At 46.8% G+C, this 22,717-nt stretch carries 23 protein-coding genes and 1 pseudogene; 19 read left to right on the top strand and 5 right to left on the bottom strand.

All coding sequences use genetic code 11. The features are described from left to right. Positions 1-27: 27 nt before the first annotated feature. Positions 28-426, top strand: a pseudogene (locus ACFVS2_RS23390) (SpoVR family protein); the annotation flags it as partial. Between the two features lie 64 nt (positions 427-490). On the opposite strand, the gene ACFVS2_RS23385 reads toward ACFVS2_RS23390, so the two are convergent. Both ACFVS2_RS23385 and ACFVS2_RS23380 read right to left on the bottom strand, forming a co-directional pair. Then, positions 491-1,258 (bottom strand): SDR family NAD(P)-dependent oxidoreductase, encoded by a 768-nt coding sequence (locus ACFVS2_RS23385; RefSeq protein ID WP_390238163.1) that lies wholly within the window; start codon positions 1,256-1,258, stop codon positions 491-493. 28 nt (positions 1,259-1,286) lie between these two features. Then, the gene (locus ACFVS2_RS23380) at positions 1,287-1,988 is read right to left on the bottom strand and encodes an SDR family oxidoreductase (protein WP_390238161.1); all 702 of its coding nucleotides are present in this window, start codon (positions 1,986-1,988) and stop codon (positions 1,287-1,289) included. Positions 1,989-2,189: 201 nt separating this feature from the next. On the opposite strand from ACFVS2_RS23380, the gene ACFVS2_RS23375 reads away from it, so the two are divergent. From ACFVS2_RS23375 to ACFVS2_RS23355, 5 genes are all read left to right on the top strand, one after another. Then, positions 2,190-3,122 carry a 3-hydroxyacyl-CoA dehydrogenase family protein gene (locus ACFVS2_RS23375; protein ID WP_390238159.1) on the top strand — a complete coding sequence of 311 codons (933 nt, stop codon included), beginning with the start codon at positions 2,190-2,192 and terminating at the stop codon, positions 3,120-3,122. A gap of 131 nt (positions 3,123-3,253) precedes the next feature. After that, positions 3,254-5,236, top strand: coding sequence for a methyl-accepting chemotaxis protein (locus ACFVS2_RS23370; RefSeq protein WP_390238157.1), 1,983 nt, complete (start codon positions 3,254-3,256; stop codon positions 5,234-5,236). 214 nt (positions 5,237-5,450) lie between these two features. After that, positions 5,451-7,430, top strand: coding sequence for a methyl-accepting chemotaxis protein (locus ACFVS2_RS23365; protein ID WP_390238155.1), 1,980 nt, complete (start codon positions 5,451-5,453; stop codon positions 7,428-7,430). A gap of 118 nt (positions 7,431-7,548) precedes the next feature. Further along, complete coding sequence (locus ACFVS2_RS23360; protein WP_390238153.1) at positions 7,549-8,085, top strand: GNAT family N-acetyltransferase; 537 nt, start codon at positions 7,549-7,551, stop codon at positions 8,083-8,085. Between the two features lie 139 nt (positions 8,086-8,224). Further along, positions 8,225-8,566 (top strand): GRAM domain-containing protein, encoded by a 342-nt coding sequence (locus ACFVS2_RS23355; RefSeq protein WP_173621294.1) that lies wholly within the window; start codon positions 8,225-8,227, stop codon positions 8,564-8,566. 62 nt (positions 8,567-8,628) lie between these two features. On the opposite strand, the gene ACFVS2_RS23350 is transcribed toward ACFVS2_RS23355, so the two are convergent. Then, positions 8,629-8,898: a hypothetical protein gene (locus ACFVS2_RS23350; protein WP_007722283.1), complete on the bottom strand. Its 270-nt coding sequence runs from the start codon at positions 8,896-8,898 to the stop codon at positions 8,629-8,631. A 169-nt stretch (positions 8,899-9,067) separates the two neighbouring features. Between ACFVS2_RS23350 and ACFVS2_RS23345 the strand changes: the two genes are divergently transcribed. The 11 genes from ACFVS2_RS23345 to ACFVS2_RS23295 all read left to right on the top strand — a co-directional run bounded on the left by ACFVS2_RS23345 (position 9,068) and on the right by ACFVS2_RS23295 (position 18,336). Continuing rightward, positions 9,068-9,289 carry a hypothetical protein gene (locus ACFVS2_RS23345; protein ID WP_007722284.1) on the top strand — a complete coding sequence of 74 codons (222 nt, stop codon included), beginning with the start codon at positions 9,068-9,070 and terminating at the stop codon, positions 9,287-9,289. A gap of 37 nt (positions 9,290-9,326) precedes the next feature. Beyond that, positions 9,327-9,623, top strand: coding sequence for a hypothetical protein (locus ACFVS2_RS23340; RefSeq protein WP_390238149.1), 297 nt, complete (start codon positions 9,327-9,329; stop codon positions 9,621-9,623). A 103-nt stretch (positions 9,624-9,726) separates the two neighbouring features. Then, positions 9,727-10,428, top strand: coding sequence for a TerC family protein (locus ACFVS2_RS23335; protein ID WP_173621296.1), 702 nt, complete (start codon positions 9,727-9,729; stop codon positions 10,426-10,428). 2 nt (positions 10,429-10,430) lie between these two features. Next, positions 10,431-11,303, top strand: coding sequence for a LysR family transcriptional regulator (locus ACFVS2_RS23330; RefSeq protein WP_173621297.1), 873 nt, complete (start codon positions 10,431-10,433; stop codon positions 11,301-11,303). 182 nt (positions 11,304-11,485) lie between these two features. Next, positions 11,486-12,553, top strand: coding sequence for an AbrB family transcriptional regulator (locus ACFVS2_RS23325; protein WP_390238146.1), 1,068 nt, complete (start codon positions 11,486-11,488; stop codon positions 12,551-12,553). A 201-nt stretch (positions 12,554-12,754) separates the two neighbouring features. Further along, entirely contained in the window at positions 12,755-13,786 is a 1,032-nt protein-coding gene (locus ACFVS2_RS23320; RefSeq protein ID WP_390238143.1) for a Bug family tripartite tricarboxylate transporter substrate binding protein, read from the top strand. An 81-nt stretch (positions 13,787-13,867) separates the two neighbouring features. Further along, the gene (locus tag ACFVS2_RS23315; RefSeq protein WP_173621300.1) at positions 13,868-14,329 is read left to right on the top strand and encodes a tripartite tricarboxylate transporter TctB family protein; all 462 of its coding nucleotides are present in this window, start codon (positions 13,868-13,870) and stop codon (positions 14,327-14,329) included. A gap of 12 nt (positions 14,330-14,341) precedes the next feature. Further along, complete coding sequence (locus tag ACFVS2_RS23310; protein ID WP_173621301.1) at positions 14,342-15,865, top strand: tripartite tricarboxylate transporter permease; 1,524 nt, start codon at positions 14,342-14,344, stop codon at positions 15,863-15,865. A gap of 15 nt (positions 15,866-15,880) precedes the next feature. Beyond that, positions 15,881-16,663 carry a class I SAM-dependent methyltransferase gene (locus ACFVS2_RS23305; protein WP_390238140.1) on the top strand — a complete coding sequence of 261 codons (783 nt, stop codon included), beginning with the start codon at positions 15,881-15,883 and terminating at the stop codon, positions 16,661-16,663. Positions 16,664-16,898: 235 nt separating this feature from the next. Then, positions 16,899-17,351: an Lrp/AsnC family transcriptional regulator gene (locus ACFVS2_RS23300; RefSeq protein ID WP_390238138.1), complete on the top strand. Its 453-nt coding sequence runs from the start codon at positions 16,899-16,901 to the stop codon at positions 17,349-17,351. Between the two features lie 19 nt (positions 17,352-17,370). After that, positions 17,371-18,336 carry an EamA family transporter gene (locus tag ACFVS2_RS23295; protein ID WP_390238137.1) on the top strand — a complete coding sequence of 322 codons (966 nt, stop codon included), beginning with the start codon at positions 17,371-17,373 and terminating at the stop codon, positions 18,334-18,336. A gap of 20 nt (positions 18,337-18,356) precedes the next feature. Here ACFVS2_RS23295 and ACFVS2_RS23290 read toward each other — a convergent pair whose 3' ends face one another. Further along, positions 18,357-19,082, bottom strand: a complete 726-nt coding sequence (locus ACFVS2_RS23290; RefSeq protein WP_390238135.1) for a response regulator — start codon at positions 19,080-19,082, stop codon at positions 18,357-18,359. Continuing rightward, positions 19,075-20,703, bottom strand: a complete 1,629-nt coding sequence (locus tag ACFVS2_RS23285; RefSeq protein ID WP_390238132.1) for an ATP-binding protein — start codon at positions 20,701-20,703, stop codon at positions 19,075-19,077. The genes ACFVS2_RS23290 and ACFVS2_RS23285 overlap by 8 nt, the downstream gene beginning before the upstream one ends. Positions 20,704-20,969: 266 nt before the next feature. On the opposite strand from ACFVS2_RS23285, the gene ACFVS2_RS23280 reads away from it, so the two are divergent. Together ACFVS2_RS23280 and qoxA are read left to right on the top strand one after the other, a co-directional pair. Beyond that, positions 20,970-21,182, top strand: coding sequence for a hypothetical protein (locus ACFVS2_RS23280; protein WP_039960752.1), 213 nt, complete (start codon positions 20,970-20,972; stop codon positions 21,180-21,182). Positions 21,183-21,726: 544 nt separating this feature from the next. Beyond that, on the top strand, positions 21,727-22,713 hold the full coding sequence (qoxA, locus tag ACFVS2_RS23275; protein ID WP_173621307.1) for a cytochrome aa3 quinol oxidase subunit II: 987 nt from the start codon (positions 21,727-21,729) through the stop codon (positions 22,711-22,713). The last annotated feature ends 4 nt before the right edge of the window (positions 22,714-22,717 follow it).

The following is a 22,717-nucleotide window of genomic DNA, read 5'->3' as shown; positions in this document are numbered from 1 at the left end:
CTACTTATGTTATTTTGGACGCTCTTTTTCGAGGTGCGCGAGCTGGAGTCCGACATCAGCTTCATTCGCAACTTCCTGACCAAGGACCTCGTCAGTGATCTGGATTTGTACATGTTCGGCAAGCAGGGCAACGATTGGGTTGTCGCGGAAAAGCAGTGGGAAAAGGTACGCGATGGTCTTGCGGGCACACGGGTTAATGGGGGGTTCCCTTATGTACTCGTGCACGATGGTGATTACTTACGCTCCGGCGAGCTGTACTTGAAGCATCATTTCGAGGGGCTGGAGCTGGATGTCAAATACGTAGAAAAAACATTGCCTTACGTCTATACCCTATGGGGAAAATCCGTTCATTTGGAATCGATGGTGGAGGACCGACAAGTGTTGTTTACGTACGATGGGAAGAAGGTACATCGTCGCTTTTTATAGGGGAAAAAAGGCCGCATGCCCGGTGGGAGCTGATCGAGCGTGCGGCCTTTTCTAAATGTCCGAACTAGGACAACTGATCCGTAATTCCGATGTGACTGCTGATCCCGCCGTCCATGGTGATGCTGGCTCCGTTGATGTACCCGCTATGTGGTCCGACGAGATGATAAACCATCTGGGCGATTTCCAATGGATGAGCTACACGTTTTACCGGGCTTTTGGCGATGACCCGATTCATATAATCAGAAATATCCTCCGGACGTACGCCCATCGCGGTATCCACATACCCCGGACAGATGGCATTACAAGTAATCCCGTGCTCTCCCCATTCCGCAGCAATGGTTTTCGTATAGCCGATCATGCCGTGTTTGGAAGCGACGTAGGTGGATGAATGTGCAGAGCCTAGCAAGCCCTGAATAGAAGCGATGTTTACGATCCGCCCGTAGTTCCTTTCTTTCATCTTGGGCAACAGGTTTCTGCAAAATAGGAATACACTCTTCAGGTTGGTATTCATGATCCAATCCCACTCTTCATCGGAGACTTCGTCTACCCGGTGGAATGGTCCGCCCACTCCTGCATTATTGACCAAGATGGTGACATCCCCGAAATGCGATTCCACAAGCTGGATGGCTTCTTCAACCTGCGCTCGTTGACCGACATCACAGCGAATGGGTAAGGCTTGACCGCCTGCCTGATTGATTTCTTCGGCGACTAACTGTGCCTTTTCTTCTTGTACATCAAGAACAGCGACATGGACCCCATGTTGAGCCAAAAGTTTTGCTGCTGCGGCCCCGATCCCATTGCCTGCTCCTGTGATCATTGCTACTTGCTGCATTTGTAAACTCTCCTTATTAATCTGTCATTTAGAGAATGCCTTTAGGAGGAAGGATTTTGACTTCATCGATTCGAACGTGGAGGGGACGGGAGGCGATATCTAACACGGTATCTGCCACATCTTTTGGTACGAGCATCGCACTCGGATCAAAAAAATGCCGGTCCTCCGTCATGTTTGTATGAACGGCGCCGGGAAAAATGGTGGAGACTCTTACATTGTCGTTTTTCCATTCTTCATTGCAAATTTGGGAAAAGCCTTGGACGGCAAATTTCGAAGCACCATAAACGCCGTTTTCCGCAATGGGAATATAGCCTGAGACACTAGAGATATTGATGATTCGGCCCCCGTGAGCTTTCATTACCTTGTATCCTTCGCGGCTACAAAGAAAGAGTCCAGTTACATTAGTGCGGAAAACATTCTCCCATTCTTCTAAGCTTGTTTGTTCAACAGGCTTAAACACGCCGACTCCTGCATTGTTGACGAGGACATCTAGACGTCCGTATATCCTTTGTACACGCGCAAATAGGGCAAGGACACTTTGCTCGTCCGTCACGTCTAGCTGTATATTCGTCACACTTCCCGGTTCAGCGTGTGCGATTTCGTGGGGATGAGGCGCGGATCGAGAGGTTGCCCAAACAATCGCTCCTTCTTTTGCCAGAACATTTGCCATTTCAAGACCCAATCCTCGACTGGCTCCTGTGATGACCACGACTTTATTCAGTAGTTTCATGTGTACCTCCGGATATAAAACGTGCATTCCAAGAATTGGGTTCATTCAAGCGTTTTTAATGGTACAAAAATTTGCTTTCCCCAACAAGCGCCATAGGAATGAATTTCGGTAAAAGTAGTAGGAATTTGCTTGGCAGGAACTAGGTATTTGATCGTGGAAAGCTTTGTTAGTAAACCTATTTCACCCTGGGAGGCTCATTCTATGGAAAAGCATGCGGCTGTTATCGGATCAGGTGTTATGGGACATGGAATCGCGCAGCTATACGCATTGGCTGGATTTCGTGTTTCTCTTTACGATTTGCAGGAAGAGTTTTTGATGAAAGCGAGAGCTAGCATCGAGCACAGCCTTTCCCTTCTGGTTGCAGAGGGAGTGATTGCAGACCAGTCTAGAGTAACAGCACTCGAACATATTGTCCTGACCACGGATTTGCGAGCAGCAGTATCTGATGCAGAAGTCATCACAGAAGCAGTACCAGAAGTCATCGAGCTAAAGTGGGAGCTGTTTGAAAAGCTGGAGCAATACGCAAGGCCAGATGCGATTATTGCTTCCAATACGTCTACGTTTTCGATTGCGCGACTGATCGAAAAAGCAACTACGCCACAACGCTATATCATTACACATTTTTTCAATCCGGCTCAATTGGTTCCGTTGGTCGAGATAGTCAAGCACGAGAAGACCGCGCAGGAAGTGGTTCACAAGACGATGCAGCTAATGGAAGAGATCGGGAAGTCTCCGGTTTTGCTGAAAAAGGATGTACCGGGCTTTATCGCCAATCGGCTACAAACAGCCTTGATGAGAGAAGCTTTTCATTTGCTCGCAGAAGGTGTAGCAGATGCAGCCCAGATCGATACGGTGATGAAAGAGGGCATTGGCTATCGTTGGGCTTTTGTCGGGCCTATTGAGACGGCGGATTTTGGCGGACTCGATACGTGGAAGCGTGTGATGGATAACCTGGCGCCAGAGCTGGATGCGTCGACAAAAGCACCCGCCATCATTGAAGACAGAGTAGCAGAAGGCAATCTCGGCACCAAGACCGGAGCAGGTATTTACTCGTATAAGGATACGTCCGTTTCAGAAAAGCTTCGTGTACGTGACGAACAGTTCATTCGCTTGGGGAAAATGAAGCGCGGTTGAAATAGCTTACAGATAAATACTTTATTCGTAAATTTTTCACTAAATACTCATTCATTCCTAGCCGATATTAGATTGGGGTTATATCATGGAAAAAATTTCCCCAATACAACCTAGAAAGTAGTTGAGAATGAGTGAGAGTTGGCCTAATAAATTGGAGTAGAAGCTTTAAAACGAGGTTAATCGCAGCCTTTCTATTGATTCTGCTTGTTCCTACTATTGTCGTTGGAACACTGGCTTCCAATCAGGCGAAGCAGGAGATGGAAAAACAGATCTTGAACAGCGCTAAAGAAAATGTCGGGCTGGTCAATTCGATTGTGACGAGTACGATTAAACCCAAGCTGGACACCATTGAGTTTTTAGCCAAAACCGTTAACAAAAGCATGTATCCAACCAAAGACAGTGCAGCGCTCGTCATGCCGCATCTGGATATTTACAGTGGAATGCTTCCGGACACGAATGGCATTGGTTTGGGGACAGTGGACGGACAGTATTATCAATCCCCGAAGGTAACAGTAAAGGCAGGTTTTGATCCGCGAACGAGAGAATGGTACAAGAAAGCGATGGAAAATAAGGGGAAGGCTGTCATTACGGAGCCGTATGTCTCAGCAGCATCAGGCAAAGTCCTCGTTACCATTTCTAAAACGACGGATGATGGATCAGGTGTGGTCGGAATTGTGATGGGTGTCGAGCAGATCAAAGGTCTGGCGGATATGGTCAGTATCGGAAGCGACGGGTACGTCATGATTTTGGACAGCAACAAGAAGTTCGTTGTTCATCCAGAAAAAGAGTCTGGCACTGTAGCGGAAGAGAGCTATTTTGAAAAATTGTATGAAGGTGCATCAGGTGACTTCCGTTACGACGAGCAAGGCAACGAACAAGAAGTGCACTACACGACAAATGAGCTGACTGGATGGAAAATCGCTGGAAAACTGGATCGTTCGGAGATACAGAACTCTGTACAGCCAATCTTCACCTTTACGTACATGACAATCGCTATTTGCTTGATTGTAGGAGGATTGATCGTAACGGTTGTACTGCGCTCGATTATCCGATCTATTCATGCGGTCAAGGTACATGCAGTCAAAGTGAGTGAGGGTATACTTACTGAGCCTATCCAGGTTCGTTCCAATGATGAGATTGGTGAGCTGGGTCGCGCCTTCAATACGATGCAGGACAACCTGCGCACGCTCATTTCGGATGTAGAGACAAGAGCAGAACAAGTGGCCGCTTCGTCTGAGCAATTGACCGCGAGTGCGCAGCAGACGAGCATCGCCACTGAGCATGTTGCCACGGCCGTGCAAGAAGTTGCTGGCAGCGTAGAGAAGCAAACGAATGGAATTGACCAAAACGTCCACTCTCTCCAAAATATATCAGACGGCGTAGCGCAAATTGTGGAGAGTGTACATGGATTGACGGATATCGCTGAGCAAACAACTATTCACGCAGGTGAAGGCGGCGAATCGGTTCAGAAGGTAATGGGCCAGATGGACTCGATTCACGCGTCTGTGGAACAGCTCAATCACATGGTTCATTCCCTTTCTGAACGCTCCAGAGACATTGTCGCCTTCTCTGAAGTGATCAGTGGAATTTCGCAGCAAACAAACCTGCTTGCACTCAATGCAGCGATCGAGGCGGCACGGGCTGGCGAGCATGGCAAAGGATTTGCGGTTGTAGCAACTGAGGTAAGGCTGTTGGCAGAGCAATCGCAGGAATCGGCCAAGCAAATTTCCGACCTTATCGTAGAAATTCAACGTGATACGCAAGAATCCGTTGAGACTATGGAGAAAGTCAGACGCGATGTTTCGGAAGGCTTGCGAATTTCCAAAGGTACGATTGATAAATTCGAGGAAATTTTGACAAGCACGAAACAAACAAATCCTCGTATCGAGGAGGTCTCGTCGATCGCTCGACAAATCGTAGCAGCTGTTGTGGAAGTAAAGGTGACAGCGAACGAGTTGGCGATGATTGCAAAAGGCAATGCAGAAACAGCAGAGGAAGTAGCCGCTTCTACAGAAGAGCAGCTCGCATCGATGCAAGAAGTTTCAGCATCTGCCCAATCTCTGTCATCGTTGGCAGAAGAGCTGAATGCGATGATCAATAAATTTCGCTACTAAATAGTCTACCAATACCGACCGTCCTGTCTATCGTACATAAACAGGGCGGTTTTTCTATGGCTCGGGGGGCGATATAATCCCGGCTTTTTTTATCTATTGCAGTTCTATATATTTTTTACTTAATTAACCTTCCTTCGTTACCGATATAAAAAATTAGGACTTCACCAACACGAAACGTTTATCCAAATACAACTTAGAAAGTAGATGAAATGAAGTGAAAACTAAATTGCGAAATTGGTTTCGAAGCTATCGAACCAAACTCATTATCACATTTCTCTTGATTCTGTTAGTCCCTTCCCTTGTCGTTGGAAGCCTAGCTTACCATCAAGCGAAACAAGAAATTGACAAACAGATCATGGACAGCGCCAACGAAAACGTCGATTTGGTCAACTCCATCGTCAGCAATACGTTTGAGGGCAAAAAGAAGGATGCTGACTATTTGGCAAAAGATATCACACCTGGCGTGAAATCAGCTGAAGTTCAAAAAGAAATCATGCATCATTTGGATATGTATATGGGTATGCATGCGGAAGCGTCCAGTATCAGTTTGGGAACGGTTGATGGACAGTACTTCCGCGCTCCTAAGCAAGAAGTACAGGCAGGGTTTGATCCGCGTACGAGAGACTGGTACAAAAGAGCGATGGAAAACAAGGGGACTGTCGTCGTTACGGAGCCATATATTTCGGCGGTATCAGGTGAGGTTTTAGTAGCTGTAGCAAGAACGACGGAGGATGGCGCAGGGGTTATCTGCATTACCGTTGGGATTGAACAGATCAAGCAACTGGCAAACTCAGTCAGCATCGGTACCGATGGAGATGTCATCGTAGTGGACAGCAATAAGAAGTATGTCGTCCATCCGGAAAATCAGGCAGGAACGCTGGCACAAGAGAGTTTTTACGACAATTTGTACCAAGGGGAAACAGGTAAATTTACTTACGAGGAGCAAAGCATCCCGAAACAGATTTACTATGTGACGAATCCGGCTACAGGCTGGAAAATTGCCGGGTCGATGTACCTGTCAGAGATTGAGGATGCTGCACAGCCGATTTTTGCGCAAACATTTTGGACGATCACGATCTGCTTGCTGCTGGGAGGACTCATTGTAGCAGCTGTACTGCGTTCCCTTCTCCAGTCCATTCAGGAAGTGAAGGTACATGCGGTCAGAGTGAGCCAAGGTAATTTGACTGACCCGATTAAAGTACGGTCAACCGATGAAATCGGTGAGCTCGGCCATGCGTTTAACACGATGCAGGATAACCTGCGCGCGCTCATTTCCGATGTCGAGGCCAGAGCGGAGCAAGTAGCAGCGTCTTCGGAGCAATTGACTGCGAGTGCGCAGCAGACGAGCATTGCAACCGAGCATGTAACGACTGCTGTTCAGGACGTAGCTGGCAGCGCGGAACAACAAACGAGCGGAATCGACCAAAATGTTCGTTCATTACAGGACATTTCGGAAGGGGTCACACGGATTGTAGAGAGTGTTAATGTGTTGTCAGATACTGCTCAGCAAACGACAGTTCAGGCAGAAGAAGGAGGCAACTTTGTCGCTCAGGTCATGAGTCAAATGAAGTCGATTCATGAATCGGTAGAACAGTCGGATCGCATGACCAAATCGCTCTATGATCGTTCGAAAGAAATCGGCACGATCTCGGATGTCATCAGTGGAATTGCCCAGCAGACGAATTTGTTGGCATTGAATGCAGCGATTGAAGCGGCGCGGGCTGGTGAGCATGGTAAAGGCTTTGCGGTTGTTGCTACAGAGGTGCGCCTGTTGGCTGAGCAATCACAATTGTCGGCCAAGCAAATTTCTGAATTGATCACAGAGATTCAGCGGGAAACCAAGCAATCCGTCGACAACATGGAAAAAGTCAGCCTGGATGTTGCAGCAGGCTTGAACGTTTCGGAGGAGACGATTCACAAGTTTGAAGGCATCATGGAAAGCACCAGACTGACCAATCCACATATCGCAGAGGTTTCCTTGATCGCACAGCAAATCTTGGCTAGTGTTCAGGAAGTAACCGCGACAGCCAATGTGCTCGTCACCATCGCGAAAAGTAATGCCGAAACAGCCGAGGAAGTAGCAGCCTCTACTGAGGAGCAGCTCGCCTCCATGCAAGAGATCTCATCCTCCGCTCAATCCCTGTCGTCATTGGCGGAAGAGCTGAAAGTTTTGCTCAATAAGTTTACCTATTAACCTGTGTCCTTACACAAACGAAGCGCCCTGTCTCTAGGCATACGAGCAGGGCGCTTTGCCGTATAGATGTGATAACATATGGGCACCACAAGCGATATGGAATGAGGAGATGGGAACGATGAACATGAGGATCAGAATAGAACAGGTAGATGATTATTCTGTTACGGAACAAGTCGTAAAAAGTGCATTCGCGAATGCAGAGTTCAGCGATCACAAAGAACATGAATTGGTGTCTTCCATCAGAAAATCTGATGCATTCATCCCCGCGTTATCTCTAGTCGCGATTGATGAAGAAAATCAAGAAATCGTGGGACATATTCTTTTGTCGAAAATATACATTCGCAATGACAATCAGAGCATAGAGTCACTTGCACTTGCCCCAGTGTCTGTCTTGCCCGATTACCAAAGCAAAGGAATCGGAAAGAAGTTAATTCTCGAAGCCCTCCAAAAAGCCAAAGAACTGGGATACCAATCTGTTGTTGTTCTCGGGCATTCCGAATATTACCCGAAGTTTGGCTTCCAAAAAGCTTCGCGCTGGGGAATAAAAGCACCTTTCGACGTACCGGATGAGGTATTTATGGCGTTGGAGCTGCAAGAAAATGCGCTGGCTCAAGTCTCAGGCGTTGTTGAATACTCCAGTGCTTTTTTTGAATAGGTAGGGATAGTTAATGAAAAGAAACGCAGTAGATTGTTGAAGCCATCTATTGTGTTTCTTTATTCCTAATTATGGTAATATGAAGTGCCTACCAATTCGAGAAAAAACGGAATCGTATGTCGGAGGGGAAAAGGAAGAAATGGAACTCAGGCGAAACGAATCGATCGTGCAAGAGAATATAGCGGCAAACCTATTCAGAGGAATGGAAGGAGTAGGTGGGAAGTTAACGATTACGAGTGAAAGACTCTATTTTCAACCACACAGTCTCAATATTCAAACACAACCTCTCGAATTAAACTTGAATGATATTGCGGCAGTTGAAAAGCGGAACACGCTGTTCGTGATCCCAAACGGAATGAAAATCAAGATGCATAATGGGCAAGAGCATAAATTTGTTGTATGGAAACGAGCGGAGATCATTGGAATGATTCAGGATACAAAAGTGAAGCAAAAAATGACGGTGATCATTAAGACGAGGTAAGCGATCCGTTCAATGAAAATCGCCCTGCCACAAGCAATACTGTGCAGGGCTATTCCTATATTTTACAAGTCCTTTGCAATGTGCGGTTTGCTATAATGACTGGTACCCCCACCGCCAACCAATACTCTTCCACCTTGTCTGAAGATGAGCAATTTCCTAGATCCATTTGAAAGCAGTACCGTTATTTTTGCTCGATTCGCTGTTGCAATATAAATAACGTAACCACTTCTGGAGATTACTGTACGCCAGTTGCGATCGAATTCAGAGCGCAGAACCCGATTGGAATACACTTGGTTTTCTACGCGTCTCGCAGTGATTCTTTTCTTTTTCATCGAGTATCAACACCTCCTGTCAATCTATCCTATTCAGGAGATAGAAAAAAGAATGGACAAGAGTTGTAGGCGATTTTACTATTTTCGTTGCAACAACACAGGAAGCGTTCTATGATAACATCAAGGACGGTATTCATCGTAGTAAGCCGTCAAAAAGGAGTGAAAGACAATGGCAAAAAGCGCAGCACGCAAGCAACGGGAAAAGCTGGCCCGTGAAGGCAAAAGAAATCCAGAGCTCAACAGAAGCATTTTCGCTTTTGCAGACATGACACAACGGACAACGAAGACGAGAGCAGAAAAACTGAATCAACAGAAACACAAAAGGTCATTATCCTACCAAAGTGATGATGGCCTTTTTTATTTGCGTGCGAAGCGTGCTGTAATCGTTTAACATAAAGTCATTCCGTTCCAAAGTGAGGCATGACATCATGAATAATTCCGTTCATCCCGAATGCGCGAAAGCCATTCAACATCTCCTCCAGCTGAAGGACCCAAAACGCGAAGACTTTTTGGCGTTGAAAACGTACGGTAATGACCGCTATTCGGCAATGGGGTGGGAAGAGCTACAGACGTACATCAATGAAAAGACCGTCATCATTGTCGAGCAGTTTGAGAATGAACAAAATATTATGTCTGCCCTGCGCTGGGTAGCCAGAGGATTGCCGGTTTGGCTAGCGATTCGAAAAGTGCGGGCGGATTATTCTGTGTATGGATACAAGAAGTAGCCTGTCTTTCAAAAAAAATATATGCAAATAATAGAAATAATACTGCACTAGCGAAAAGATAGGTCTATTATTGTCAGTATCAGCAATATTGGAGGGAGACATCATGACAGATTACTTACTTAGCTTACTACAAATCATTATGATCAACCTGGTCTTGAGCGGAGACAATGCAGTCGTTATTGCTCTTGCCTGTCGCAACCTGAGTCCAGAGCTACAGAAAAAAGCCACCTTTTGGGGGAGCTTTGGTGCAATCGGACTGCGGATCATCCTTACCTTCATTGCCATCTGGCTGTTGAACATCCCGTTTGTCCAAGTCGTCGGAGGACTTTTGCTCATCTGGATTGCGGTCAAGCTGTTAAAAGGTGAAGATGAGGACAGTCACATTGGTGGCGGAGCGAGTTTTGTTGAGGCACTTAAAACCATTATTTTTGCCGATCTGATTATGAGTCTGGACAATGTCATTGCCGTAGCGGGAGCAGCGAACGGGAACCTGGTTTTGGTCATCATCGGTCTTGCCATCAGCATTCCGCTCATCATTTGGGGAAGCCAGTTGCTGATGAAGCTGATGAATCGTTTTCCCATCATCGTATTATTGGGGGCGGCATTGCTCGGATATACAGCAGGAGAAATGATTGTAGGAGACAAAGCAGTTGGCAGCTTCCTCGAGGGGGTAATGCCTTCGCTGCATATTATTTTGCCGGTAGCATTGGCACTTCTGGTAATTGTGATTGGAAACTATTTGAAAAGGAAGGAGAAAAATGTGTTAAATAAAGAAGTGACAAATAATCATGCGGAGACACTATAGCCATGGAATATCGCGATTGGTACATTCTCCAAACCTTGTACCAGGAACAAAACATCACCAAAACAGCCGAAAGCTTGTATTTGTCCCAGCCTGCTCTGACCAAACGGCTGCGGCAGATTGAAAAAGAGTTTGGCGTACAGATTGTGCAACGGGGGAGTAGAGGCGTTCATTTCACTCCTCAAGGCGAGTATTTGGCCAAATGTGCGGATGAAATGCTCCTCAGACTGCGCAATATCAAGGAGCATGTCTTGAACATGGGAGACGAGGTCAATGGTACGCTCCGGCTGGGGGTTTCCAACTATTTTGCACGGTACAAGCTCCCGATGATCTTGAAAAAGTTCAAGGAAGCCTATCCAAACGTCGAGTACAAGGTGATGACCGGATGGAGCAAAGACGTCTACAAGTCCGTGTATAATCAGGACGTGCACGTAGGATTCGTCCGGGGAAGCTACAACTGGTCCGACCAAAAGCACTTGCTGTTCGAGGAATCGGTCTATGTCGTTTCCACGGAACCCATTCATATCGACGACCTACCCACCCTGCCGCGAATCGACTATGAGACCGATCCGATGCTGCGGGCGTTAGTGGACAACTGGTGGACCGAACGATTTTCCCAACCACCTCTGATCGGTATGGAGGTCGACAAGGCGGATACATGCAGTGAAATGGTAGCAAACGGTTTGGGGTACGCGATCCTTCCACGAGGCGTGCTGAATGGCAAAGACGATCTGCACATGATTGAGCTAACCACAGCAGAAGGGGAGCCGATCAAGCGAAGTACCTGGATGTTTTATCATGCCGACTCAATGGACTTGCAAATGGTCAAGGCATTTGTACGCTTCATGGAGCAGGGTGAGATAACATTTCTCGATTAAGCAAGGAAAAAGGAACTGCTGGGAACTCTCTGAATGGGAGCCAGCAGTTTTTTGTTATTCATGCAAGGAATCGCCAACGATAACCATTTTGTATTTTTGCTGCGAGAACAATTGTTTTACACTAGGTGTACCCCCACCCTAGAAGCTTCATACAACGTCGGAGAGTAGGAGAGGGAACGCTTATGCTGCTACGCATTCTGTTTACATTGCTGCTCGGATCACTGGGAGGCTGGCTGTTTGCTACCATCCATAGCCCACTTCCTTGGCTGCTCGGAGCACTAGTCACCACAGTTATCTGTAATATGCTTGGGGTCAAAAATCTTTGGATTCCCCGTTGGTTTCGTCAAGCAGGATTGACAGTGATCGGGATCACCCTTGGTCTGCGAATGACACCTGAAATCGTCGATACGATGACGGGGCACATCGGTTTGATGCTCGTCACCACGATTTTGACCATCTTGATCAGTTTGGTGAACGCTTGGATATTTTATAAGGTCTGCCGAGTAGACGGAATAACGGCGATCTTCAGCAATATCCCCGGCGGATTATCAGAAATGGTGTCGGTGGGGCAAATGGCAGGGGGAAATCAGCAAGTCATCACGATTTTCCACTCGATTCGTGCGATTAGCGTCGTGCTTTGCACACCTTATCTTGTGACATTTCTACCTACCCATGAAGCCATACAGACAGCTACTACAGAACACATGCTGGGGATTGGGCAGACGGTCATGATTCTTGTGGCTGGTGTCATTGGAGCGTTGATTGCGTCTCGCTGTTATATACCCGCTCCGTTCTTGCTAGGTGCCTTGCTCGTGACCGCTTTGATTTCGATGAATACATCACTTGTGGGAGAGACTCCTGCGTTGCCAAGCATCTTGGTCCAAGTGGCGCAAATATTCATCGGGGTCAGCATCGGTCTTGGTTTCAAACGAGAGGACATCGCCAAAAACCGCCGATTCTTTCTGTTCGGCCTGATGCACTCCCTGTTTTTGTTCGTCATGGTGATTGCCCTTGCTATCGGCATTTCTTACGTGACGGCTACTGATATCGTGACGGCGATTCTGGCTACGGTGCCAGGTGGACTCGCCGAAATGAGCTTGACTGCCTTGGCGACAGGAGCCGATCCGCTCTTAGTGACGGCGTTTCATCTGTTTCGTGTGGTCCTCGTACTCACGTTGTTTTCCTTCGGCGCTCGTGCGTGGACGAACCGCCACAGCAGGATCAAACAGCCAAAGGAGACCGGCGCTTGACGCAGTATTACAGTCGAATCAATGGTAAGGCCTGTACGTTCCCTGATCGGAACGGCAGGTCTTTTTGGCGTGAAAAAAATGAAAATAATCATAAATATGGTGTTTATCCAAATTATCTGAACAAACTAGGAAGCGTTTTCATCGGATGCTATGATCTCCTTAACATATTTGAAAACGCTATCATTCGAGGGGGTTATAAAGATGAAAAAATCAAACAAATGGACAAAGTGGACCGGAGTACTCCTCACTACGGCAATGGCACTTAGCCTCGCAGCCTGTGGAGGCGGTGGGCAGACAGCATCCTCTGGAGGAGCTTCTACCTACCCAGAAAAACCTATCTCGGTTATCGCTCCGTCTGGGGCAGGCGGCGGTTTGGATAAAACAGCGCGTTCCCTCGCAAAGGTGATGTCAGCAACGAAGCTGGTAGACAAGACGATCTCCGTTGAAAACAAGCCAGGTGGCGGACAGGCAGTAGGCTTGGCTGATTTCGTGACGCAGGATAAGAAAAACAACTATAAACTCCTGCTTCCTTCTACACCAATCGTCATCAACAATGTGAAAAAAGAAGGAAACAGCCCGCATTCCTACAATGATATGACTCCGTTGGCACAATTGACGAAAGATTACGGCGCGATTGTAGTAGCAGCCGATTCTCCATACAAGGATCTGAAATCGTTAATGGATGCAATCAAAGCTGATCCAACCAAAGTAACGGTTGCAGGCGGTTCTGCTCCTGGCTCGCTTGATCACTTGACCTTTTTGATGCCAGCTGTAAAAGCGGGAATTGATCCGAAATCAGTGAAATACATTTCTTACGATGGCGGCGGAGAAGCGATCGCATCTCTCTTGGGTGGCAATGCTGACGTACTGGCTACAGATGTATCCGGTTCGGGTGAATACTTGAAATCCGGCAAAGTAAGAATCTTGGGCGTTTCTTCCCCTGAGCGCTTGAAAGGTATGTTCAAGGACATCCCGACGTACAAAGAATCCGGTTATGACACGGAGCTGATCAACTGGCGCGGTGTATTTGGACCAAAAGACATGACGCCAGATGCTGTTGCTTACTGGGAGCAAAAATTGAAAGCGATGACAGAGACTCCTGAGTGGAAAGCAGAGCTGGAAGCAAACGGCTGGGACGATGGCTACAAAAACGGTGCAGACTTCAAGAGCTACCTGGGTGAGCAAGAAAAAATGTTCAAGGAAATCCTGGGCTTGCTCGGAATGGCGAAATAAAAAGGTTTGATGCGGGATGGAGAAGGAGCGATTCTTCTCCTCCTTCATTCTGGATTCTTGTACGAACAGGAGGGAACATACGTGAGCAAAACATTTGACCGCTTCGCCAGTCTGATTTTTCTCGTGTTGGGCGTAGCATTTGTGGTCGGAAGCCAAAACATCTCGGCGAGCGCTTACGGTAGCAATGTCGGACCAAACATTTTTCCGATGGGACTCGGAAGTCTGCTGATCCTGCTCAGCCTGCGATTATTTTATGAGACGTTCAAATACAAGCAAGAGGACGAGAAAGAGAAGCAAAAGCTCGATTACAAACGGTTCCTCATCATTCTTGTCGCGGCATTATTCTACGTATTGCTTTTAGAGGAAATCGGCTATGTGATTAGTACCTTCCTTTTCCTTTTAGTTGGATTTCAGACGATGCAGAAAGGGAAATGGCTCAACAGCGTGCTCATTTCCGGTGCGTTTTCATTCGGTGTCTACTTGTTGTACGTAGAAGTTCTCGATGGCACTTTGCCTGGTTTACCAACATGGTTAGGCTTGTAGGAGGTGGATGAAATGGGTGCAATTGATTATTTGCTGAACGGATTTGCTACTGCCCTGCAATGGCAAAATATCATCTTTGCGTTTGTCGGCGTCTTGATCGGGACAGTAGTCGGGGTATTGCCAGGGATTGGGCCAATCAGTGGCGTGGCCTTGTTGATTCCAGTGACAGCTTCGTTGACGAGTGGACTGCCGCCAGAAGCAGCGGCGACCAGTGCCATTATTTTGCTGGCAGGGGTTTACTACGGAGCGATGTACGGCGGCTCTACCACTTCGATTTTGTTGAATACACCTGGTGAGTCATCTTCTGTTGTTACCGTACTGGACGGATACCCGATGGCTAAGCAGGGAAGAGCGGGCGTCGCTCTCTCCATTGCTGCGATTGGTTCGTTTTTTGCAGGGCTAGTCTCGCTTATCGGTCTAGTATTTTTGGCAGAGCCACTCTCAGAGGTAGCGCTCAAGCTCAGTCCGGCAGATGAGTTTTCACTGATGATCTTGGGGTTATGTGCACTGAGCGGGTTGGCAGGTAAGTCCGTAACCAAAGCATTGATGATGACGGTTTTTGGCTTATTGATCGCGACGATCGGGCTGGACAATGTATCCGGCGTGGCGCGTTTTACTTTTGATATGCCCGAGCTTTATTCCGGTTTGGAATTTTTGACGATTGCCGTAGGGGTATTTGCGCTTGGGGAAGTGTTCAAGACGATCCTCGAACGTGATGTGAATGAGGGGGAGATCGCCAAAATCTCCCGAATCATACCGACCAAGGAAGACTTGAAGGAAAGTGCTGGACCGATTCTCCGTGGATCACTTGTTGGATTCTTTAAAGGAATCGTTCCTGGTTCTGGTGCAACACTGGCCTCTTTCCTCGCTTATTTGCTGGAAAAGAAAATCAGTAAAACGCCTGAAAAATTCGGCAAAGGGGCAATCGCTGGGGTAGCGGCTCCTGAGTCGGCGAACAACGCAGCATCTGGCGGGGCGATGATCCCACTTCTGACCTTGGGGATTCCAGGTACAGGGACGACAGCGGTATTGATGGGTGCATTGATTATGTACAACGTGCAGCCAGGTCCACTCTTGTTTGAAGATCATCCAACCATCGCTTGGGGCTTGATCGCCAGTATGTTCATCGGAAACGTGATGCTCTTGATCCTCAATATGCCGCTTGTAAAGGTGTTTGCGAAGCTGATTGAGACACCACCTAAATATTTGATCCCGATGATCGTTGCCATTTCCGTGTTTGGTGTATACGCAGTCCGAGTCTCGGTCTTTGATCTAGTCTTGCTGCTCCTCTGTGGACTCGTCGGTTACTTTTTGGCGAAAAACGATTTCCCAATGGCACCACTCGTTCTTGGCTTGGTGTTGGGTCCGATGATTGAAAACAATTTGCGACGCGCGTTGACGACGTCCAATGGTGATTTTTCTATCTTTATTGAAAAGCCAGTATCGTTGGTGTTCCTCATCATTGCGGTTCTCTGGATCACCGTTCCCTTGATCATGAAAATGAGAGGGAAGAAAGTAATCGTGAACGAAGAATAGAGGAGGGCGATTCTCATGCGCGATGACAAAAAGATCAAAGAGGAAGTCAAACAGCAGTTCGGTGCGAATGCCGAAAAGTATGTGAACAGCCAGACACATGCTACGGGAGAGGATCTCGCTCTCCTGAAGCCTTGGCTGATTCCTTCGCCTGATTGGGTGTTTCTCGATGTGGCAACGGGCGGCGGTCATCTTACCAAGGCAATCGCTCCACATGTCGGTCAAGTCTTTGCGACTGATTTGACACAGCCGATGCTTGCAGCGGCGCGAAACCATCTGAAATCTCACACTAGCAATGTCTTTTATGTGGTTGCGGATGCGGAAACACTGCCGTTTTTGAGTGAATCCTTTGACGCAGTCGGGTGCAGAATTGCGGCTCATCACTTTCCGAACCCAGAGGCGTTTGTAAAAGAAGTGGCCCGTGTCTTAAAGCCAGGCGGAAAATTCGTGTTGATCGACAATATCGCAGCAGAGGATGAAAAGCTCGATCGATTTGTGAATACGCTGGAAAAGCTTCGGGATCACAGCCATGTACGAAGCTACTCACGCTCCGAATGGTTAGCATGGATAGAGCAAGAGGGACTGGTGGAGAGTCATTCGCGCATCCGTAAAAAGACGTTTCCGTATGCGACTTGGGTCAGACGTACGACTGAGACTGAGGAGCAGGTTGAGCAAGTAACCGCGCATATCACAAGCGCCGATGAGGAAATCCAGGCCTACTTTGCTGTAGGAAAAGAAGGAGAGCAAGTCGTTTCCATCCAAGTTGATGAGTGGATGGCGTTGTTTGAGAAACCAGAATGATAAGGACGATGCTTCTAAGCTGGTCCCCGCTTACAATCAAGCGGGGGCTTGTTCTTTTTTGTATGGGTACCTAAGTAACGATTCGTAATGATAAGGGGGCTTTCACGACGGTTTTTGGCATTTTTTTTTTTGGATATTTTGCTCTGTATTTACTATTCGTTTGAATTCGGTCAATATAGAGTACGAATGGTCTATATGAAGGAAAATATGCTACTATAACCACAGGAGGTATGTGATGGATGAGGTTGACCTGAGAATTGTTCAATTGCTCGAGGAAAACGGTAGGATATCTCATGAGGAAATCAGCAAGCTACTGCACATCTCGCGACCGGCTGTCCACCAACGGGTTGCCAAGCTCGAAAAGAATGGTGTTATCAAGGGATACCGTGGCATCATTGACTGGAGAAAATTAGACCAAAGGCTGAAGGTATTGATCTTCGTCAATGCAAGATGTCAGGACTTCAAAGAAATCACAACAAAGATTGTGAACGTTCAGGTACCGAACGTGACCATCATCGAATGCCAGCGGCTCGCGGGAGAGTGGTGTATGATGCTAAAAGTACGTGCGACGGCACCGGAAGATATCACCAATCTGATCGATGAAATGGTCCAGTATGACGAAATACTGGAAACCTCCACGACCTTCATCTTGTCGACGATCTACGAGGATGGCTGGAAAGAAATTTGAAGACCAAGGTGGAAACACAATGACAGGAAAAAAAGATTCGAAATTATTTGTCGTTACGATTGCGTTGCTAGCGGTCTACCTGTTTTGGGGAGGCACTTATCTCGGAATGAAGATCGCCATTGAGTCGATGCCACCCTTTATTATGGCGGGTGCGCGATTTTTTCTAGCGGGATCGATCCTGTTCCTGATCGGGCGTTGGAAAGGGGCAGAGCTGCCCAGTGCAGCAGAATGGAGAGGGGCCGGAGTTGTTGGGGCGTTGCTGCTTCTCGGAGGTAACGGTGTAGTCGCATGGGCACAGCTCAAGGTACCGTCAGCAATCGCGTCCTTGCTGATCGCTACGGTTCCATTATGGATTCTCGTCTTCAACTGGATCGGTGGCAACAAAAAGAAGCCAACAGTTGGAGTCATGGGAGGAATCCTGTTTGGCTTGGCGGGGATCGCTGTGCTGGTTGTCCATCCCGAGAGCAGAAGCAATCAAGGGATCGATACCATCGGAATCTTGGCGCTCCTGTTTGCCTCGATCTGTTGGGCAGTGGGATCGCTGTATTCGCGCTATGCAAAGCTCCCAGCATCACCTGTGATGGCGACGGCCTTACAAATGATCATTGGAGGAAGTTTGCTGGGGATCGCGTCGCTGTTTCTCGACGATTGGACGAAGCTGCATATATCGGAGATTTCTCTGCGTTCCTGGATTGCCTTTGGCTATTTAGTTGGATTTGGTTCCATTGTGGCCTACACGGCGTACATTTGGCTTTTGAAAAATGCAGAGCCTTCCCTGGTCTCCACGTACGCCTATGTGAACCCGATTGTCGCAGTATTTCTAGGTTGGCTGATCGCTGATGAACAATTGACAAGCCAAACCTTGATTGCTGCTGTCATGATCATCGCATCCGTTGCCATTATCACGATGTTTCGGGAAAAGAGTCCAGGTGCGACACAACCGGTAGCAAGAAAAGAAAAAGGGAAGCTTCAGGTTCATAAATGAAGCTTTCCCTTTTTTTGCTATCAGGCATTATTTGGCCGTTTTTGCGGTACCCAGCGGTATTTTCGTTCCGGACGCCCGACGGTTCCATAGAACGTCTCGACAGTCACTTCATTAATAGAGACGAGAAATTCGAGGTATCTGCGCACAGTCGAATGGCTCATGCCAGCCAGTGCAGCCAAATCATCGGCATTCATGCTTTGGGTGGTCTCCTGCATTTTGTCCCTGATCAGCTTTAACGTCAGCTTGTCGATGCCTTTCGGGAGTGTGGTGACTGTCTCAACGGTTTTGGTAGCAGGAGTGTGTGCAGCTTTTGTAAACAGCTTGTCCACTGCTGTTTGATCAATGGTTGTATGCTGCTGCAACTGGCGTCTCGTATTTGCATATTGCTCCAAGGTAGACATGAATTTATCGATCATAATCGGCTTGATGATGTAGCTGTATGCCCCGCCACGTATCGCTTCTCTCACGGTTTCCACATCGTTTGCGGCTGTGATCATGACGACATCGATCCCGCGAAAATGCTTCCGAACTTCACGCAACAGGTCAATCCCATTCATATCCGGCAAATAAATGTCCAAAAGCAGAACATCCGGCGTAACGACGTGAAGCATCTCCAATGCCTGTTTTCCAGTCGTGGCCGTGGCAATAATCTGGAATCCTTCCAGTTTACTTGTGAATTGTTCATAGATTCTAGCTGCAATTTCGTCATCTTCCACGATCATGACGGTAATGGGTTTCTCAGACATTATGGATTGCCTCCTCTCTACTTGCTTTGTCCCATTTCTTAGGGACGACGACGGTGAAACGTGCTCCGCCAAGATCACTTTTTCCGAGTGAGATTTGCCCCTCTAATAGCTCGATGGCGTTTTTCACAATAGCCAAACCGAGTCCTCGATTTTCACCTGATTTCGTAGTGACACCGCTTTCAAAGATACGGGGCTCCAATTCTTTTGATACCCCATGTCCATTGTCCTCGATATCAAAAATGATATCGCCACCTAAATCAGTAAAGGATATGTGAACCATTGCGTCAGAGCCTTTGTATTCGAGGGCAGCTTCCATCGCGTTGTCGATCAAATTACCGAGAATGGTGACAAGTACCTTCGTATCGATGCTGTCAGGTACATCTCCCAAATAGCTGTCCTGATCTATTTCGAGTAATACCTTCAGCTCTTTGGAGCGATTGATTTTCCCTAGCAGACAAGCTGCGATGAAGGGCTCTTTGACTGAACTCATAATGAAGGCGAGAATATCCTGCCGTTCTTTAACTTCATCGGTGATGAGTTCGATTGCTTTGTCGTACTCCTTTAGCTTGAGTAGACCGTAAATAGTGTTCAAACGATTTAAATATTCGTGATTTTGTGCACGCATATTGTCCGAAAAGGAACTGATCTTCGTAATTTCTTCGGTGAGCTGCTCGATTTCAGACTCTGGACGAAATGTGAAGACGACGCCTCTAATTTCATTATTGCTCAAAATAGGAGAGTAGTCGGTTATAAAAATTTCGTGCCCCAGCAAAATTTTGTAGTTCATTTCTTGCGTATTTCGATTGACAGAAAGAATGATGTCGCGCAATTGCGGGCTAGCGATCGATTTCCCTACGGTCAAATCCTCTTGGAGGAGGGAACGTGCGCGTTTATTCATCGAGACGACACGCCCTTGCATATCGACTGCTACCGTAGCATCGCGAATCGATTCAAGAATAGCTGCTTTTTCCGTAAACAAAAATGAGATTTCTTCTGGCTCCAGACCAAAGATCAATCGCTTGACTCTTCTGGCAATGATAATAGCGCCAATAATTCCGATAACCAACAGCACCAAGGATAAGGAGACGACTCTTTCCTTGTATTCCGCGACCTTTTTCTCTACATCACTCATGACATAGCCGACAGAGGAGACGCCGATTGTTTCGCCTTTTTTGTTGACGATCGGTGTTTTCGCTTTGATGGCTGGACCTGAAATGCCTGTCCCCCGATAAATGACCGAGCGGTTTTCTAAAAAGACGGGGTCATTGCTGGTTCCCATCGGTAAGCCAATCTGCTTTGGGTCGTAGTGAGAGTACCGAATACCGTCCTTGTTTCCAATCACCACATAGCTGGCGCCCGTTTCCATCCGAATGGTTTCGGCTATCGGTTGTATCACCTTGGAAGGATGATCGGTCTCGAAGGCTGCAATGATGCGCTCGTCCATGGCAGATAGCTTGGCGACCGTCATGGCTTGCTGTCCAATATAACGATCCAAAATGTCATCTAATATGAAGGAAAATAAGGCAGTTCCTATCCCCATGCTGATCAGGACAACGATGGAAATGAGCAGAACCATTTGGGTCAAGAGGCTGATGCGGGCTTTTTTGGGTGTATGAACCATGGGCAAACCACCTTTGATGACAGGTCAAGATGTTAGGAATGTATGAAACCGTTTACTCCATTCATTATAACAATAACGCTTTCACATTTGTGACACAAAGTAAAAATGTAACAACGCGACAGCCAATAGGTTTATGAAAAAAGTTTTGACAATTTTTTTATAAAAAATTGAACAAAATATGAACAACAAGTGAATATTATGTTACAATAAGAGCATCAAACAAACACGGTCACGCAAAAAATCTATGATGATAGGGGTTTTGTGTTATGAATAACGATCGAAAAGCAGCGGATGTATTAAGATGGATGGCTTGGACAGTATTATTTGTCGGTGCTGTTATTATGGCTTTCACTGCAAGCGATTTCAGATCGCAGAACATGCCGTTGATGGTGTCGATCGGATTTTTGATCGCTGGTATGAATATCTTCATTATGAGCACGGTATTTCGCTTGATGACACTAAAAAGAACTGACGCCTAACAAGATAAAAATAGTCCCATAGAGAACCTCTCATTTTCTTCATTATTATGAGAGGTTTTTTTATTTATACGGAATTTTGCCGTCAGCCAAATGCGCTGGCGTTTTTTTGATTTTTTTATTAAAAGTGAAAAGAAATCTTGACATTCAAGATTGGGCGAGATGACCAAAAATGGGTGCTGGACTTCATTAGAGGAGAATCCTAACAAGAATATGATCAACTCGTGAATGCTATGTGAACACTTTGTAACAGAAAAGCTACGAAATATTGAACGTCGTTAAAAACGAGTACAAAAGCTCGCAGACTCTGCTAGTATGTATATGCGGCAAATAGTGAAGTTCACTTGTGTTAAAAAACCTCTATTGTGAGGAACTCTCGAAAAGTGTGAATGCACGTTAAAAAAGAAGGTTTTCCAAAACCTCGTTCGAGACCTCTCTATAGTGAGTGACTGCACTATCGACATATGTGAGGCGAAGTTCATCTGAAAGGAACTGCGCTCTCAAAGTATTACATGCTCGTTGTTTGTGACTAGGAGGGATTAGGAGAATGAGCGGAGGAAAAATGCTGAGGCATATCCAGTTTTGGATCTTGGCAGTGTTGGGCACCGTTCTGCTGACAGGCTGTGGTAGCGAATACCTCGTCTTGAATCCAAAAGGACCTGTAGCAGAAACGCAGTACAATCTCATTATTATTTCCACGATATTGGTCGCTGTCATTATCGTTCCGGTTATTGCGCTTACCGCTTTCATTGTATACCGCTATCGGGATACACCGGGCAATAAAGCAAGTTATAAGCCGGAGTGGGCACACAGTACAACCCTAGAGGTAATTTGGTGGATTATTCCTATCGTTATCGTTGCATTGCTGGGTTACTTTACTGTCCGTGATATTTATTTGTTAAAAGAGAACCCGAATAAAGAAGTTGCTCCTATGACCATTCAGGTTACGGCTTTGGACTGGAAATGGATGTTTACGTATCCAGAACAAAATATCGCAACTGTTAACCATCTGGAGATTCCAGCAGGTGTACCGATTCGCTTCCAGGTATCTGCTGATGCACCGATGAACTCTTTCTGGGTTCCAGAATTGGGTGGACAAATTTATGCGATGGCGGGAATGGCTACCGAGTTGTATCTGCAAGCAGATGAACCAGGTACATTCGCTGGATTTAGCTCCAACTTCTCTGGTGAAGGCTTCGCTAAAATGCAGTTTAATGTAGTGGCAAAACCGAAAGAAGAGTTCGATAACTGGGTCAAAGAAGTAAAAGGTACGACTCCAGCTATGACGAAGGCAGATTATGAAGAACTTCGCAAGCCTGGCGTGACAGATAAGTTTACGTATTCTGCATTCCCAGAAGGTATGTTTGAAGAGATCGTTGCCAAATATGGCCATGGTCACGATATGGACTATGTGATGGAGAAACCTCCTGCGCCTGCAGGTGACAAGTCTTCTAACGAGACTTCGCAAAATACGCAGCAAAAGACTGAATCGCATAACATGCCTGGAATGAATCATTCCAGTATGAACCACTAGGCGA

Source organism: Brevibacillus sp. NPDC058079 (assembly GCF_042885155.1).
GTDB lineage: Bacteria > Bacillota > Bacilli > Brevibacillales > Brevibacillaceae > Brevibacillus.
Note: the sequence above shows the minus strand (reverse complement) of the source record. Positions and strands in the feature narration are given on the sequence as shown.

Coding starts and splice junctions, on each gene's coding strand:
- ACFVS2_RS23385 (WP_390238163.1), bottom strand. CDS start 1,258: ATGCAGCAAGTAGCAATGATCACAGGAGCAGGCAATGGGATCGGGGCC.
- ACFVS2_RS23380 (WP_390238161.1), bottom strand. CDS start 1,988: ATGAAACTACTGAATAAAGTCGTGGTCATCACAGGAGCCAGTCGAGGA.
- ACFVS2_RS23375 (WP_390238159.1), top strand. CDS start 2,190: ATGGAAAAGCATGCGGCTGTTATCGGATCAGGTGTTATGGGACATGGA.
- ACFVS2_RS23360 (WP_390238153.1), top strand. CDS start 7,549: ATGAACATGAGGATCAGAATAGAACAGGTAGATGATTATTCTGTTACG.
- ACFVS2_RS23355 (WP_173621294.1), top strand. CDS start 8,225: ATGGAACTCAGGCGAAACGAATCGATCGTGCAAGAGAATATAGCGGCA.
- ACFVS2_RS23350 (WP_007722283.1), bottom strand. CDS start 8,898: ATGAAAAAGAAAAGAATCACTGCGAGACGCGTAGAAAACCAAGTGTAT.
- ACFVS2_RS23345 (WP_007722284.1), top strand. CDS start 9,068: ATGGCAAAAAGCGCAGCACGCAAGCAACGGGAAAAGCTGGCCCGTGAA.
- ACFVS2_RS23340 (WP_390238149.1), top strand. CDS start 9,327: ATGAATAATTCCGTTCATCCCGAATGCGCGAAAGCCATTCAACATCTC.
- ACFVS2_RS23335 (WP_173621296.1), top strand. CDS start 9,727: ATGACAGATTACTTACTTAGCTTACTACAAATCATTATGATCAACCTG.
- ACFVS2_RS23330 (WP_173621297.1), top strand. CDS start 10,431: ATGGAATATCGCGATTGGTACATTCTCCAAACCTTGTACCAGGAACAA.
- ACFVS2_RS23325 (WP_390238146.1), top strand. CDS start 11,486: ATGCTGCTACGCATTCTGTTTACATTGCTGCTCGGATCACTGGGAGGC.
- ACFVS2_RS23320 (WP_390238143.1), top strand. CDS start 12,755: ATGAAAAAATCAAACAAATGGACAAAGTGGACCGGAGTACTCCTCACT.
- ACFVS2_RS23310 (WP_173621301.1), top strand. CDS start 14,342: ATGGGTGCAATTGATTATTTGCTGAACGGATTTGCTACTGCCCTGCAA.
- ACFVS2_RS23305 (WP_390238140.1), top strand. CDS start 15,881: ATGCGCGATGACAAAAAGATCAAAGAGGAAGTCAAACAGCAGTTCGGT.
- ACFVS2_RS23300 (WP_390238138.1), top strand. CDS start 16,899: ATGGATGAGGTTGACCTGAGAATTGTTCAATTGCTCGAGGAAAACGGT.
- ACFVS2_RS23295 (WP_390238137.1), top strand. CDS start 17,371: ATGACAGGAAAAAAAGATTCGAAATTATTTGTCGTTACGATTGCGTTG.
- ACFVS2_RS23290 (WP_390238135.1), bottom strand. CDS start 19,082: ATGTCTGAGAAACCCATTACCGTCATGATCGTGGAAGATGACGAAATT.
- ACFVS2_RS23285 (WP_390238132.1), bottom strand. CDS start 20,703: ATGGTTCATACACCCAAAAAAGCCCGCATCAGCCTCTTGACCCAAATG.
- ACFVS2_RS23280 (WP_039960752.1), top strand. CDS start 20,970: ATGAATAACGATCGAAAAGCAGCGGATGTATTAAGATGGATGGCTTGG.
- qoxA (WP_173621307.1), top strand. CDS start 21,727: ATGAGCGGAGGAAAAATGCTGAGGCATATCCAGTTTTGGATCTTGGCA.